We start from the raw sequence: 14,002 nt of genomic DNA, 5'->3' as shown, positions 1-14,002 counted from the left end.
GCCTGCGTCGCTCAGAAGCGCGACGAGAAGCCGAACGAGAATTCCTGGGTCCGGTCGTAGTCTTCCTTCGCCAGCGGAACGGCGTAGTTGACGCGCAGCGGACCGAATGGCGAGGCCCAGATCAGGCCGACACCTGCCGAGGCGCGCAGAGCGAACTCATCGCCCTGGATGCCGAGCTGGCCCTCGGAGTTTTCCACGCCCCACAGCGAGCCTGCATCGGCAAAAGCTGCACCGCGGAAGCCGAAATCACGCGATACGAGCGGCAGCGGGAAGGTCGCTTCGGCCGATGCGTTGACGTAGTTCGTGCCGCCGATCGCCACGCCGTTCTGGCGCGGGCCGAGCCCCTGATACTTGAAGCCGCGAACGATATCCTGGCCCTTGAAGAAGTTGTCGAAGACCCGCAGGTCGTCGCCGAGCGCCGTGACGTTGCCGCCACCGCCGCTGAGCTGACCGATGACGTCATACTCTTCGGACAAGAGGCTGAAATACGACGCGCGGGCCGTCGTCCGCAGGAACTGCGCGTCGCCGCCGAGACCAGCGACTTCCTGGCCGGCTTGCGCGAAGAAGCCGTTGCGTGGATCCTGCTGGTTGTCCAGCGTGTTGTATGTCAGCGCGTAGGAGATCGAGGAGGTCGAGTACGGGCTGTCGCAGATCGCCTCATTGATGATCGGCGAGAGCGTGTAGAGCGGCGCGATCGCGGAGTTTCCGCAAGTCGCATACTGCAACAGGCCGTTCGCGAAGATCGGCTGGCCGAAGGCGTCGCGAACCACGATTCCCTGATCGTCGCCGAACGTCTCTTCCTTGTAGTTGTAGGCGATCTGCGCCGTGACGTCCTCGGTGATCGGCGCCGCCAGACGCAGCGAGCCACCGGTCCGCACGATGTCGTACGCGGTCGAGGACGAGTTCTCGGTGCGATACAGATCGAAACCGGCAGCCAGACGACGGCCGAGGAAATAGGGCTCGGTGAAGGACAGATTGTAGCTGCGCGTGTCCTCGCCGAAGCCTGCGGACACCTTCACGAACTGTCCGCGACCGAGGAAGTTGCGCTCGGTGATACCGACCTCGGCCACGGGGCCGGAGCTTTCGCCACCCGTGGTGTAGCCGCCGCCAACCGAGAATTCACCGGTCGACTGCTCGTCCACCTGCACGATCACGACGACCCGATCAGGCTGGGTGCCCGGCGCGGTCGAGACGTTGACGGTCTTGAAGAAGCGCAGGCCTTCAAGGCGCTTCTTGGCACGCTGCACGAGGACCTGATTGAAGGCGTCGCCTTCCGACACGTCGAACTCGCGACGGATCACGTAGTCGCGGGTCTTGGTGTTGCCGCGAACCTCGATCCGCTCGACATAGGCGCGCGGACCCTGATCGATGACGTAATCGACCGAGATCGTATTGTTCGCGAAGTCGCGATCGCCGCGTGGCGTGACCTGAGCGAAGGCGTACCCCTGGTTGGCCACGGCGTTCGTCAGGTTGACGAGCGAATCCTCGACCTTCTCGGCGCTGTAGGTGTCGCCGGACTTCGTCTCGAGTTCGGTCTTCAGAGACTCGGCATCGATACCCGGAACGGTCGAGTCGATGTTGATGTTGCCGTAGGTGTAACGCTCACCCTCATCCACAGTGACGGTGATGAAGTACTTGTTCTGCGTCGGCTCGAGCTCGGCGACCGAGGAGACGATGCGGAAATCCGCGAAGCCGCGGTTGAAGTAGAAACGGCGCAGCGCCTCTTCGTCAGCGCGAAGACGATCTTCGTCGTAGATGTCGTTGCGCTGCAGGAAGCTGAAGATGCCAGACTCGCGAAGCGAGATCACTTCCTTCAGACGCGAATCACCAAAGGCGTTGTTCCCAACGAAGTTGATGCTCTCGATCTGGGTGCGGTCGCCTTCCTGAATGTCGAAGACGACGTTGACGCGGTTGCCCTCGGCCGGAACGGTCCGCACCGCCACCGTCGCATCGGAGCGACCGATCCGCGTGTAGGCGGCCTTGATCGCATCGACATCGGCCTGCGCCGTGGAAGCGTTGTAGGGCTCACGCGACGCGGTCTGGACAGCCGTCGTCAGCTGCTCGTTCTTGATCTTGTTGTTGCCCTGAAAGACGACCTCGCCGACGATCTGGTTCTCTTCGACGTTGACGACCAGTGCGCCGCCGGACTGCGTCGCCCGGACATCGGAGAAGAGGCCCGTCGCGAAGAGCCGCGTCACCGCGGTGTCGACATCGGCGTCGGAGTAGTTCTGGCCCGACCGGAACTGGATCAGGTTGCGGACCGTCTCGGCGTCGACGCGTTGGTTGCCGCGAACCTCGACCCGGTTGAGGACCGCCGCGCCAGCTTCAGACAGGCTGACCAGTTCAAGACTGACGGCCGAAGCAGCAAGCACCGTGGACGATAGAGCCGCGGCGGAGAGCGCGCTCAGAAGCTTCGATCCAGCCTTCATAGGGCCTTTACCTTTTCTATTCCGCCGACGGCACGAAGTCCGAATTCGGCATGCCGTGCGGTTTTATCGGCTTTGCGGACACGTTCAACCAAAGTGGATCGATTCCCTTTAGGAATCGGAAAACCGTTGCACACCCGCAACGCGAGCGTGAACCTTGGTTAATGCTTCGCAAATCCTTTCCCCGACCCTCTGCCGACCGTTCAAGTGAGACTCGAAAGGTCGTTCCAGAAAGCGAATACCATAAGGAGCATCACCAGAGCGAGGCCAATCCGGAACCCCACCTCCTGAACGCGGTCGCTGAGTGGCTTTCCACGCACGGCCTCGAATCCGTAGAACAGGAGATGGCCGCCATCGAGCATCGGAACCGGCAGCAGGTTCAGCAGGCCGATCGAGATCGACAGGAGGGCCGCGAGGTTGAGAAGAGCGGCAAAGCCCAGGGTCGCGACTTGGCTCGAAACCTGCGCGATGCGGATCGGCCCGCCAATCTGGTCGCTCGCCTGCGTGCCGCCGAAGATGCCGCCGATGAAGGCCACCGTCCGCTCGGTGACGAACCAGGTCTGCGACAGGCCGTAGCCGAATGCTTGCGGCAGCGTCAGCGATTGGGTGCGGAACGACGCCGACTCGGCGTTCGCGACGATGCCGATGACCGGCGTCTTGAACTCGTTGCCGAAGCCGTCCGTCTGCGTCTCTTCACGGGGCGTCACGGTGAGTTCGGTCGGCGTGCCGCTGCGGTTCACCTCGATGCGGATCGGAACGCCCGCGCGACTGGAGACGTAGCGCTGGAGATCGCTGAAATACTCGATCTTTTCGCCATCGGCCGTCAGGATCCGATCGCCCGGCTGGACGCCGGCCGTCGCGGCAGGAGACCCCGGACGGACCTCCGAGACGACGGGATCTCCGACGACGATGCCGCCGACATAGGCGGTGCCTGCGAAGATCGTGATCGCGAGGATGAAGTTGGCGATGGGGCCGGCCGCCACCGTCGCCGCCCGGCGCCCGACCGTGGCGTTCTGAAAGGCACCCCGGCTCTCTTCCGCGCTGACGCCCTCGAGAGCCGTCTTGCTGGGAACGCTCGCGGCGTTCTCGTCGCCGAAGAACTTCACGTAGCCGCCCAGCGGAATCGCGCAGAGCTTCCAGCGCGTCCCGCGGCGGTCGTTGAACCCGACGATTTCCGGCCCGAAGCCGACGGAGAACGCCATGATACGGATGCCCGACCAGCGGCCGATCAGGTAGTGGCCGAGTTCGTGAAAGAAGACGATGACCGTCAACACGAAGAGGAACGGGATGACCTTGATCAGCGCCGTATCCCAGAGGCTGCTCATCCAGCCGGTCACATCCATCCGTCACATACCTGTCTTGGCCGAGGATCCGCTGCCATCGGCGCGAGTCGGGAATCAGCTAGAAATCGAAGATCGCGCGTGCCGGGTGGTCGATGCCGGCCCCAGCGATGCCGAACAGCAATGCTACGCCGGTGGCGACGATCAGGCCATCGATCCGATCCATCAATCCGCCGTGTCCCGGAATGAGGCGCCCCGAATCCTTCACACCGAACCGCCGCTTGATCCAGGATTCGAAAAGATCCCCTGCCTGCCCGACGACCGACAAAACCGCAGCCAGAGCCAGGACGAGCGGATCGATGCTGCCGGTCAGCCAGTATCCGAAAGCGGCCGCGAAGAGGACGCCGGCGACGAGACCGCCCACGGCGCCGGAAATGGTCTTCTTCGGCGAGACCATCGGCATAAGCTTGGGCCCACCGAAAGTCCGGCCTGAAAAGTAAGCGAAAATGTCGGTCGCCCAGACGACTGCGATCACGAGGCCGAGCACCGCCAGCCCTTCCGAACCGCTATCGCGCAGCATGCCCGGAGCCATGCCGGCAACGGCGGCATAGACGAGACCGCCCATCACCCAGTCCGCCTTGCGCTCGCCGCGATCGACGATGGCGATGAAGCCCGTGGCCAACGCGACGATCGCCAGTGCGGCGCCGTGAAAGCCGAAGAAGAAGGCAATGAGCGAGACGAACAGGGCCCGCCGGGCAAAGAGGTAGATGTCACCCGCCTTCTTGGCGCGGGTCATGCGCGCCCATTCATCGAAGACGATGATCGATGTCGCACAGCAGAGGAGGCGGAAGCCGACGCCGCCGACGATCGTGAGGCCGAGAACCGCGATGCCGAGGACGATCGCGGAGATCAGCCGGGATTTCAGATCCGTCCAGGTGGGAGCCGCAACGAGACGCGCGAGGCCAAGACCCATCCGTCAGGACGCGATTTCGCGGGAGATGCCGCCGAAGCGCCTGTCTCGCATCGCATAATCCCGGACGGCATCCTCGAACGCCTTGCGGTCGAAATCCGGCCACAGGCACGGCAGGAACGCGAACTCGGAATAGGCCGCCTGCCACAGGAGAAAGTTCGACAGGCGCAATTCACCGCTGGTGCGGATGATCAGGTCGGGATCGGGAATACCGGCGGTGTCCAAGTGCTCGTCGACATATTCCGGCGTGACGGCATCGATCGTCGCCTCGCCCGTCACGAGTTTCTCGGCGATCCGGCGCATCGCCCGTGCCATCTCGTCCCGCGCACCGTAGTTGAAGGCGATGACGAGCACATTCTGCTCGTTCGCCCGCGTCAGTTGCTCGGCTTCTTCCAGAAGCGAACGGATATCGGGCGGCAGCCCCTCGCGAGCGCCGATGACCTTCACCTTGACGCCCTCGCGGTGAAGGTCGGCCAGATCGCGACGAATGAAGATCTTGAGCAGTCGAAGAAGTTCGCCCACCTCGTCGGCCGGTCGGCGCCAGTTCTCGGAGGAGAAGGCGAAGAGCGTGAGATAGCGGATCCCGAGATGGCGAGCGGTGCGCACGGCTTCGCGCACGGCCTCGACACCGCGCCGATGGCCCATCGTGCGCGGCAGGCCCCGAGCCTTGGCCCAGCGGCCGTTGCCGTCCATGATGATGGCGACGTGTTGGGGATGCCGCACCTGTTCCACCATCTTCTCCGCTTTCCGCGCGCGCGCTTTCAAACCCGACGCGAGTGTTAGACCTGCATGATTTCCGCTTCCTTTACGGAAAGCGCTCTGTCGATGTCGGTGATCGTCTCGTCGGTCGCCTTCTGGATCTTCTCAGCCATCACGCGGCTGTCGTCCTGGCTGACGTCGCCGTCCTTTTCGGCCTTCTTGAGCATGTCCATGCCATCGCGGCGCACGTGGCGGGCGGCGATGCGGGCATTCTCGCCGTAGGTGTGGGCGACCTTGACCAGATCCTTGCGGCGCTGCTCGTTCAACTCGGGCAGCGGGATGCGAAGCGTCGTGCCGTCGGTGATCGGGTTCAGCCCGAGGCTGCTCTCGCGGATCGCACGCTCGACGGCGCCGACCATGGACTTGTCCCAGACCGACACGGCCACCATGCGCGCCTCGGGGACGGTGACGTTGGCGACCTGCGTCAGCGGCATCTGCGAGCCGTAGGCGGATACCATGATGGGATCAAGCAGATTGGCGGAAGCGCGTCCGGTGCGCAGGCCGGCGAGGTCGCCCTTGAAGGACGTGATGGCGCCTTCCATGCGGCGCTTCAGCTCGTTCAGGTCCGGTGCAGGCATGTGGCTTCCTTCTGCAGACGATGTCGTTTCGCGATGATGTCGAATCTGAGTCTAGTCGGACACGATGGTGGAGACGCCGCCGCCGTCAAGGATGCGGCTGAATTCGCCCTTCTCGTGGATCGAGAACACCACGATCGGGATATGGTTCTCGCGTGCCAGCGCGACGGCCGTCACATCCATGACGGCAAGACCCCGGTTGAGAACCTCGTCGTGCGTCAGCTTGTCGAATCGTGTCGCATCGGGGACGAGCTTGGGATCGGCGCTGTAGATGCCGTCGACCTGCGTGCCCTTGAAGAGGGCGGCCGCGCCCATCTCGGCTGCGCGAAGCGCCGCCGCGGAATCGGTGGTGAAGAACGGGTTGCCGGTGCCGCCGGCGAAGATGACGACGCGTCCCGCGGAGGCGTGCGCGAGGGCGACACGCTGCGAGAAGCTCTCGCAGATCTCGGGCATCGGAATCGCCGAGAGCACCACGGCGTCGATGCCAAGCTTCGTCAGCGAGGTGCGTAGCGCCAGAGCGTTGATGACGGTCGCCAGCATGCCCATGTGATCGCCGGTCACGCGGTCGCCGCCCTTCGACGCAACGGCAACGCCGCGGAAGATGTTGCCGCCGCCAACCACCACGGAGATTTCGACGCCGAGCGCTTGCGCCTCGTGGATGTCACCGGCGATCCGGTCGGCCACGGCAACGTCGATACCGAAGCCCTGCCCGCCCATCAACGCCTCGCCGGAGACCTTCAGCAGCACTCGTTTGAAGCGGACGGTCATGCGATGTTCCCAATCTTGATGCCGGCCTGCGATACAGGAAGGGCGCTCGCTTCTCAAGCGAACGCCCTCCTTCAACATGCAGTTTGCGTTCGACGGAGGCCGACGCTTACTTCTTGCCGGCAGCCGCCGCGACGTCGGCCGCGAAATCGCTCTGCTCGCGCTCGATGCCTTCGCCCAGCGCCACGCGCACGAAGCCGACGATCTTGGCGGATGCGCCGAAATCCTTCGCGCCGGCCTCGAGCGCCTTCTCGACGGTCAGATCGGGGTTGATGACGAAGTTCTGCTTCAGGAGGACGACCTCCTCGTAGAACTTGCGCATGCGCCCCTCGACCATCTTCTCGATGATGCTCTCCGGCTTGCCCGACTGCCGGGCCTGCTCGGAGAACACGGCCTTCTCGCGCTCGACCGTCGTGGCGTCGATCTCGCCGTCGGTCAGTGCCAGCGGGTTCGTCGCGGCGACGTGCATGGCGACCTGACGGCCGAAGGCGGTCAGCGCGGCCTTGTCGCCCTCGGACTCGATGGCCACGAGCACGCCCAGCTTGCCGAGACCTTCGGCGACCTGGTTATGGATGTAGGTCGCCACGACGCCGTTCGACACCGAAAGCTGCGTCACGCGGCGCAGGCTCATGTTCTCGCCGATCGTCGCAATCGTGTCCTTGATCGTGTCCGAGACGTTCTTCTCCGAACCCGGATAGGCTGCGGCGGCAACCGCGTCGAGCGTGCCGTCGGTCGTCAATGCGACGCCGGCGACGTTGCGCACGAGCGTCTGGAACGCGTCGTTGCGTGCGACGAAGTCGGTCTCGGAGTTCACTTCGACCAGCACGGCCTTGTTCTCGGCCGAGGCGGCGCCGACGAGGCCTTCGGCAGCGGTACGGCCCGACTTCTTGTCGGCTTTTGCGATGCCCTTGGCACGCAGCCAGTCGATGGCGGCTTCCATATCGCCGTCCGTCGCGGCCAGCGCGGTCTTGCAGTCCATCATGCCTGCGCCGGTCTTCTCGCGCAGATCCTTCACCATCGAAGCGGAGATCGTCGTCATGGAGTTGGCCTCTGTCTCACAAAAAATTGGGCGCACCAGTTCCAGTGGAAAGGGTGCGCCGATCGTGTGACGGCGCGTTGACGCCGTCACGGGTCTCACGGGATTGCCGAAGGTGGCTTAGGCGGCGGCCGGAGCGGCCTGCTCGTCGGCGACCGGAGCGGCCTCTTCGAGCGCGGGCTCGATCGGAGCCTCTTCCATCGCGCCGATGTCGACGCCCATCGAACCCTGCTGACGCGCAATGCCGTCGACCGCCGCACGGGCGATGAGGTCGCAGTAGAGCGAGATCGCGCGAGCCGCGTCGTCGTTGCCCGGGATCGGGTAGTTGATCGAGGACGGATCGCAGTTCGAATCGACCACGGCGACGACCGGGATGCCGAGGCGCTTGGCCTCTTCGATCGCGATCGCTTCCTTGTTGGTATCGATGATAAAGATCATGTCCGGCACGCCGCCCATGTCCTTGATGCCGCCGAGCGCGCGGTCGAGCTTGTCGCGCTCGCGCTGCAGGGTCAGGCGCTCCTTCTTGGTGAAGCCGGAAGCTTCGCCTGCCAGGAGTTCATCGAGCTTGCGAAGACGCTGGATCGAATTCGAGATCGTCTTCCAGTTCGTCAGCATGCCGCCGAGCCAGCGGGCGTTGACGTAGTACTGGGCCGAGCGGTTCGCCGCATCGGCGATGATCTCGGACGCCTGGCGCTTGGTGCCGACGAAGAGAACGCGACCGCCGCGAGCGACCGAGTCCGACACCGCCTGAAGCGCGGTGTGCAGCAGCGGCACGGTCTGCGCGAGATCGATGATGTGGATGTTGTTGCGAGCGCCGAAGATGAACGGCGCCATCTTCGGGTTCCAGCGGTGAGTCTGGTGGCCGAAGTGGACACCCGCCTCGAGCAGCTGGCGCATGGAATAGTCTGGCAGAGCCATCGTTGTTCGTCCTTATACCGGTTATGCCTCCACGGAACGAAGCAGTCCGGGCGGACTGCCACCGGTGGGTTCGAAGGACCGCATGCGGTTTGATCGATCCCGGCTTCCGTGTGTGGAATGAGGGCGCGCATACACCACCTGCCCGATTTCGGCAAGCGAGACGCCCAGCGCTTTAACTAGTCGGCATTCCCTCCGGCCGCAAGCCAAGTTCGCCGATCATCGGGTGCAGGCGGCGTCGGGAAGATACTCCAGGCGTCCGAGCTTGCCGGCCAGCGCATAGTCGCCGAAGTCCATGTAGAGTTCGTCGGTCACGCCGTTCTCATAGAGCCGATAGCGGGTCTCGAAGATGGGCAGACCATCGCCGTTGCTGTCGTCGTTGAAATACGATTCGGTAACGCGCCACGAGCGAAGGCCGACAACGCGGTCACGGATCGCGACATTGGGCTCGTTCGCCTCGCCGGTCTTGGCGGGGACGATGAGCGCCGTGGTCGTTAGATTCTTGTCGGGTTCGTTGTCGCCATCGAAGATCTTCGCCTCGACGACACGCTTGCCCGCCAACGCGCTCTCGATGAGCACGTTGGTATGGTGCAGCGGGAAGTTCGAGAGCGCCAGTTCGGCTTTGCGCTCCACGGGTTGGGTGAAGGCGACGCGGGTGGCACCGCCGGCGTTCTCGGCCAGGCCCTTCACCGTCTCCTGCGGCGCTCCGTCGACCAGCGTCTTTGTCTCGAACTCGAATCGGTCCCCGACCCGACTTTCGCGCGACAGCGTCTGCTGGTCCGTCACCGTGATCTCGTCGCTCTGATGAAACCGCGCGACGAAGCGATAGTCCAGGGAGAGCCCTTCGCAGCCATCAGGCTTGAGCTGCAACGCAATGCGCGCGTCAACTGAGGCGATCGTTTCGGGCTGGGACGCCAGCTTCAATTCGTAGACCGCCTCGTGCGGCACCAGCCCGGCCGCGAAGGACGAGCCGGCCGAAGCGGCCACGATGCCGACGGCGGCGACGGACAGGCGTAGGAGCATCGTCGGGGCAACTTTCTGGTCAATTCTCGTTTCGTCCGGGATCGAAGCATAGCGAAAAAGCTGCTAGCCGTCTTCGATCCGATCCAGAAGTTCCAGGACCCGTCATGACCGATACGATCGAGAGCCGCCTCGCCGCTGCCGGCATCCAGTTGCCGGTGGCTGCTGCCCCCGCGGCCAATTACGTGCCCTTCGTCCGCTTCGGCACGACGCTGCAGACATCCGGCCAGTTGCCGCTCGAAGGCGGCAAGATCGCGGTCGCAGGCAAGCTCGGCGCCGACGTGCCGCTGGAGGACGGCCAGCATGCCGCCAAGCTCTGTGCCGTCAACATCCTGGCGCAGGCCAAGGCGGCGCTCGGCGATCTCGAGACGATCGGCCGTCTTTTGAAGCTCACCGTGTTCGTCGCCAGCGACCCGTCCTTCACCGACCAGCACAAGGTCGCCAACGGCGCGTCCGACTTCCTCGTCGAGATGCTTGGCGAACGCGGCCGTCATGCGCGCTCCGCGGTCGGCGTTCCCGCCCTGCCGATGAATGCCGCGGTCGAGATCGAAGCCACGTTCGAGGTGGCGTGACGTCCATGATCTCTGTCGATGCCGATATCGGCTGGCTGCGGGAGCGGCCCATCGCCCATCGCGGGCTGCACGACGCCAACCGTCTTGTCTGCGAGAACTCGCTCGCCGCCTTCCGCGCCGCCATCGATGGCGGCTTCGCGATCGAATGCGACGTGCGCCTCTCGCGCGATGGCGTGCCCGTGGTGTTTCACGACGAGTCGTTGTCGCGTCTGACGACGTCCAGTGGCAACGTTCGCGATCTCGACGCTACAGACCTCGGTCAACTGCGACTTGGTGGCACCGAGGAAACCATCCCGACGCTTCGTGAGGCGCTGGCGCTGGTGAACGCTCGGGTGCCGCTCGTCGTCGAACTGAAGGGCATCTCTCCAGAGTTCGATGGCGGCTTCCTCGAAGCCGTGGCCGCGGTCATCGACGGTTATGAGGGCCGGCTGGCACTGATGTCGTTCGACGAGTGGCTGATCGAGCAGAGCGGCGCGGCGCCGATCAAGGTGCCGGTGGGTCTCACGGCAGAGGGCACGCGAGCCGACATCCTGGAGCGGCATCGTGTCGTGTTCGAGAGACACTGCTCGTTCGTGTCCTACAATGTTCACCATCTGCCGAACCCGTTCGTCGAGTGGGTGCGGACAGAGCGGCATCGTCCGGTGATCAGCTGGACGGTTCGCCGGCCCGACGATGTCGAGCGCAGCGAACGCTATGCCGACCAGATGACGTTCGAGGGGTTCCTGCCGTCCTGATACGCGGGCGACGGATCCTCGAAGAAGGATTTCGAAGCCGATGAACGATAGCAGCGACAGCGACGACACGGCGGTGCCTTTGAGCGAAGACACTCTCTCGCTCCGTGTCGTCGAGGACATCGGGGACCTCAACGCCGGGCGTTGGGACGTGTTGGCGGCGACGCACGAGACGTTGTCGTCCAATCCCTTCGTACGGCACGCCTTCCTGCGAACGCTCGAAGAGGCCGGCTGCGTCGGCGGTCGCACGGGCTGGCTGCCGCAGCACCTCGTTCTTGAAAACGAGCGCGGCGATCTGCTCGGCGTCGCTCCGGCCTATCTGAAGGGGCACAGCCAGGGCGAATATGTCTTCGACCACGGCTGGGCAGACGCGTTCGAGCGGGCCGGCGGGCGATACTATCCCAAGCTTCAGCTTTCCGTGCCGTTCACGCCCGTCACCGGACCGCGCTTCCTCGTCGGATCCGGCCCGTCGGCGGATGCCGTGCGTCTGGCGATGGCGGAAGCCACGAAGGCCTATGTCGCGCAGACGAAGATCTCCTCCGCGCACGCGACGTTTCTGGAGCCGGGTGATCTAGCGGCGCTCGAGGACGACGACTTTCTGCACCGCACGGACCAGCAGTTCCACTTCATCAATCGCGGTTACGCGACCTATGACGACTTCTTGGAATCGCTGGCTTCGCGCAAGCGCAAGGGCCTGCGCAAGGAACGCCGCGAGGCGCTGGCCAACGACATCACCATCGACCGGCTGACGGGCGCTGGCCTGACGGACGAAGCATGGGACGCCTTCTTCGGCTTCTACATGGACACCGGCAGCCGGAAATGGGGCCGCCCCTATCTCAATCGTCGGTTCTTCAGTTTGCTCGGCGAGCGCATGCCGGAGGCGATCGTCCTCGTCATGGCGCGTCGGAACGGCCGTTACATTGCCGGCGCACTCAACCTCGTCGGCGCCGGTCGCATCTTCGGGCGCTACTGGGGGTGTTCGGAAGACCACCCGTTCCTGCATTTCGAGGTCTGCTACCATCAGGCGATCGACTACGCGATCGAGCACGGCCTCGCCGTGGTCGAAGCCGGCGCGCAAGGCGAGCACAAGCTGGCGCGCGGCTACGAGCCGGTCACGACCCACTCGGCGCACTTCATCGCCCATCCCGGCCTTCGTCGTGCCATCGAAGACTATCTCGACCACGAGCGACGAGAGGTCGAGCGCACGCAGGAACTCCTCGCCGACCACACGCCCTTCCGAAGAGGCGAGCGTCAAGGCGAGGTCGAAGAGAACTAGACGGCCCCCACACGCCTTCTATCATCGGTCGCGCCGAACTGCGTCGGCGCCCGAGCCTGGAATCAGACGATGACCGCATATGACGACGCCAACATCTTCGCGAAGATCCTGCGCGGCGAGATCCCGAGCGTGAGGATCTACGAGACCGACGCGGTGATGGCGATCATGGATGTCATGCCCCAGTCCAAAGGCCACTGTCTCGTGATCCCCAAGGCGCCGTCGCGCAACGTTCTCGATGCCAGCGACGACACCTTGCGCACGATCCTGCCGGAGGCGGCGCGCCTTGCCCGTGCGGTGAAGACGGCGTTCGAGGCGGATGGGGTGACGATCATGCAGTTCAACGAGGCACCGGCGGGGCAGACGGTATTCCACCTGCATGTCCACGTGCTGCCACGCTATGCCGGCATCGAACTCGACCGTCACGTCTCGACCATGGCCGACCCTGCAACGCTCGGCTCGCAGGCGGACGCGATCCGAGCCGCCCTCGCCTGACCGGAATGGATCGGATCGGTGCGATCGCTCGCGCTTCGATCAGAGGATGCCCAGCGCCCAGGGAACGCCGAGGAGAATGACCTCGGCCACTGCGATCGCGACGAGCGTATGGCGACCAAGTGTCAGATAGGCGAGGAAGCCGCCGATAACGGCGCCGATGCGAACCGCGTCGGGAATGTCGGCGAGCATTCCCGTCGGATATAGGATCAGCCGTCCAATCACGGCGGCGACGAGCGACGTCGCGATCGTCCGGGCCAGCGCGACCCCGGTCGACGCCTCGTCGAACCGTCCGGCGGAGAGAACACCCAGCCATCGCCATCCATCCGTTGGCAACCAGCCGGCGAGGAGGATGAAGACGAAGGGCCACCAGTCGGCGGCGATGGCGTCGTAGCCAAAGCCCGTCATGCGCCTGCCCGCCGGGCGTCGATGAAGCGCCCACAGGCGAAGGCGACGAACCCGCCTACGATGCCGGCAATCAAGATGTCGAACTCCGGCGCGAGCCAGTTGGCCGGCGGAATGGCAAGCATGCCAGTGAGGAGAGCAAGCTTGCCGGAGAGTTCGCGAGCCGAGCCGTACAACGAGGTGAGGAAGTAGACTGGGGTCAGGAACGCGAGAGCGCCTGTTGCGAGCGCCGGCAACTGCCCCATCAAATTGAAGGCGATGGCCACCGCCAGCGTGTTCATCGTGCAAAGCGTCACCGCGAACCCGGCAAAGAAATGCGTGCGGTGCTCGCGTGGGACCGTCGGCAGACGTTCCATCGAGACCACCCAGGCGGTGATCGCAATGAAATGGGAAAGCACCAGAAGCGTGCGCTTGCGGGTGCCCGGCCCCCGCAATTCGGGAAGCAGCGCGATCACCATCGGCATCAGTCGCAGCGAGGAGAGCCCGACGGCGAGAGCCGTCGCCGCGAGGGACAGGCCGGCCGTGATCGATCCCAAAAGGATGATGTTGGCCGGCAGCGCCCAGATGGTGAACACCATGAACGAGGCTTCGAACCAGCCGATGCCTGCTTCCCGCGCGAGGCCGGCGAAGCCGAGATGGGCGGTGACGAGAATCAGGGCGGGAGCGCTGAGGACACCTCGCATACCCTTGAGAACCCAAGCCGATGCCGTTTCATCGGCAACGGGAGATGACGCATCCATATCCGATCTCGCGGTCCGCTGGACGGGCGCTCGTAACGCCCCA

The 14,002-nt window shown here is 64.5% G+C and carries 15 protein-coding genes; 4 read left to right on the top strand and 11 right to left on the bottom strand.

From position 1 onward, the window contains the following. Positions 1–11 precede the first annotated feature (11 nt). The 9 genes from bamA to AUL33_RS00290 form a co-directional block, all read right to left on the bottom strand. Positions 12–2,429 (bottom strand): outer membrane protein assembly factor BamA, encoded by a 2,418-nt coding sequence (gene bamA / locus AUL33_RS00330; RefSeq protein WP_062202490.1) that lies wholly within the window; start codon positions 2,427–2,429, stop codon positions 12–14. 200 nt (positions 2,430–2,629) lie between these two features. Beyond that, positions 2,630–3,751, bottom strand: coding sequence for an RIP metalloprotease RseP (gene rseP / locus AUL33_RS00325; RefSeq protein WP_244491779.1), 1,122 nt, complete (start codon positions 3,749–3,751; stop codon positions 2,630–2,632). A 76-nt stretch (positions 3,752–3,827) separates the two neighbouring features. Continuing rightward, positions 3,828–4,679, bottom strand: a complete 852-nt coding sequence (locus tag AUL33_RS00320; protein WP_062202486.1) for a phosphatidate cytidylyltransferase — start codon at positions 4,677–4,679, stop codon at positions 3,828–3,830. Between the two features lie 3 nt (positions 4,680–4,682). Beyond that, positions 4,683–5,441, bottom strand: coding sequence for an isoprenyl transferase (locus tag AUL33_RS00315; RefSeq protein WP_280137788.1), 759 nt, complete (start codon positions 5,439–5,441; stop codon positions 4,683–4,685). Between the two features lie 14 nt (positions 5,442–5,455). Continuing rightward, the gene (gene frr, locus AUL33_RS00310; RefSeq protein ID WP_062202482.1) at positions 5,456–6,013 is read right to left on the bottom strand and encodes a ribosome recycling factor; all 558 of its coding nucleotides are present in this window, start codon (positions 6,011–6,013) and stop codon (positions 5,456–5,458) included. 51 nt (positions 6,014–6,064) lie between these two features. Continuing rightward, positions 6,065–6,778: a UMP kinase gene (gene pyrH / locus AUL33_RS00305; RefSeq protein ID WP_062202480.1), complete on the bottom strand. Its 714-nt coding sequence runs from the start codon at positions 6,776–6,778 to the stop codon at positions 6,065–6,067. A gap of 106 nt (positions 6,779–6,884) precedes the next feature. Continuing rightward, positions 6,885–7,814 (bottom strand): translation elongation factor Ts, encoded by a 930-nt coding sequence (gene tsf / locus AUL33_RS00300; RefSeq protein ID WP_062202478.1) that lies wholly within the window; start codon positions 7,812–7,814, stop codon positions 6,885–6,887. A gap of 117 nt (positions 7,815–7,931) precedes the next feature. Next, on the bottom strand, positions 7,932–8,729 hold the full coding sequence (gene rpsB / locus AUL33_RS00295) for a 30S ribosomal protein S2 (RefSeq protein WP_062202476.1): 798 nt from the start codon (positions 8,727–8,729) through the stop codon (positions 7,932–7,934). Between the two features lie 216 nt (positions 8,730–8,945). After that, positions 8,946–9,749 (bottom strand): EipB family protein, encoded by an 804-nt coding sequence (locus AUL33_RS00290; RefSeq protein ID WP_062202474.1) that lies wholly within the window; start codon positions 9,747–9,749, stop codon positions 8,946–8,948. Positions 9,750–9,853: 104 nt separating this feature from the next. On the opposite strand from AUL33_RS00290, the gene AUL33_RS00285 reads away from it, so the two are divergent. From AUL33_RS00285 to AUL33_RS00270, 4 genes are all read left to right on the top strand, one after another. Continuing rightward, positions 9,854–10,318, top strand: a complete 465-nt coding sequence (locus AUL33_RS00285) for a RidA family protein (RefSeq protein WP_062202472.1) — start codon at positions 9,854–9,856, stop codon at positions 10,316–10,318. A gap of 5 nt (positions 10,319–10,323) precedes the next feature. Next, on the top strand, positions 10,324–11,052 hold the full coding sequence (locus tag AUL33_RS00280) for a glycerophosphodiester phosphodiesterase family protein (protein ID WP_062202471.1): 729 nt from the start codon (positions 10,324–10,326) through the stop codon (positions 11,050–11,052). Positions 11,053–11,092: 40 nt separating this feature from the next. Continuing rightward, the gene (locus tag AUL33_RS00275) at positions 11,093–12,325 is read left to right on the top strand and encodes a GNAT family N-acetyltransferase (protein ID WP_082652216.1); all 1,233 of its coding nucleotides are present in this window, start codon (positions 11,093–11,095) and stop codon (positions 12,323–12,325) included. A 69-nt stretch (positions 12,326–12,394) separates the two neighbouring features. Continuing rightward, a complete protein-coding gene (locus AUL33_RS00270) occupies positions 12,395–12,817 on the top strand; it encodes an HIT family protein (protein WP_062202469.1) in 423 nt (140 codons plus the stop codon). A 39-nt stretch (positions 12,818–12,856) separates the two neighbouring features. Here the strand turns inward: AUL33_RS00270 and AUL33_RS00265 are convergent, their stop codons facing one another. Both AUL33_RS00265 and AUL33_RS00260 read right to left on the bottom strand, forming a co-directional pair. Further along, positions 12,857–13,222 (bottom strand): hypothetical protein, encoded by a 366-nt coding sequence (locus tag AUL33_RS00265; protein ID WP_062202466.1) that lies wholly within the window; start codon positions 13,220–13,222, stop codon positions 12,857–12,859. After that, positions 13,219–13,902, bottom strand: coding sequence for an AzlC family ABC transporter permease (locus AUL33_RS00260; RefSeq protein WP_244491773.1), 684 nt, complete (start codon positions 13,900–13,902; stop codon positions 13,219–13,221). The genes AUL33_RS00265 and AUL33_RS00260 overlap by 4 nt, the downstream gene beginning before the upstream one ends. Positions 13,903–14,002: the final 100 nt, after the last annotated feature.

Source organism: Aureimonas sp. AU12 (assembly GCF_001463705.1).
In the GTDB taxonomy this organism is placed as follows: domain Bacteria; phylum Pseudomonadota; class Alphaproteobacteria; order Rhizobiales; family Rhizobiaceae; genus Aureimonas.
Note: the sequence above shows the minus strand (reverse complement) of the source record. Positions and strands in the feature narration are given on the sequence as shown.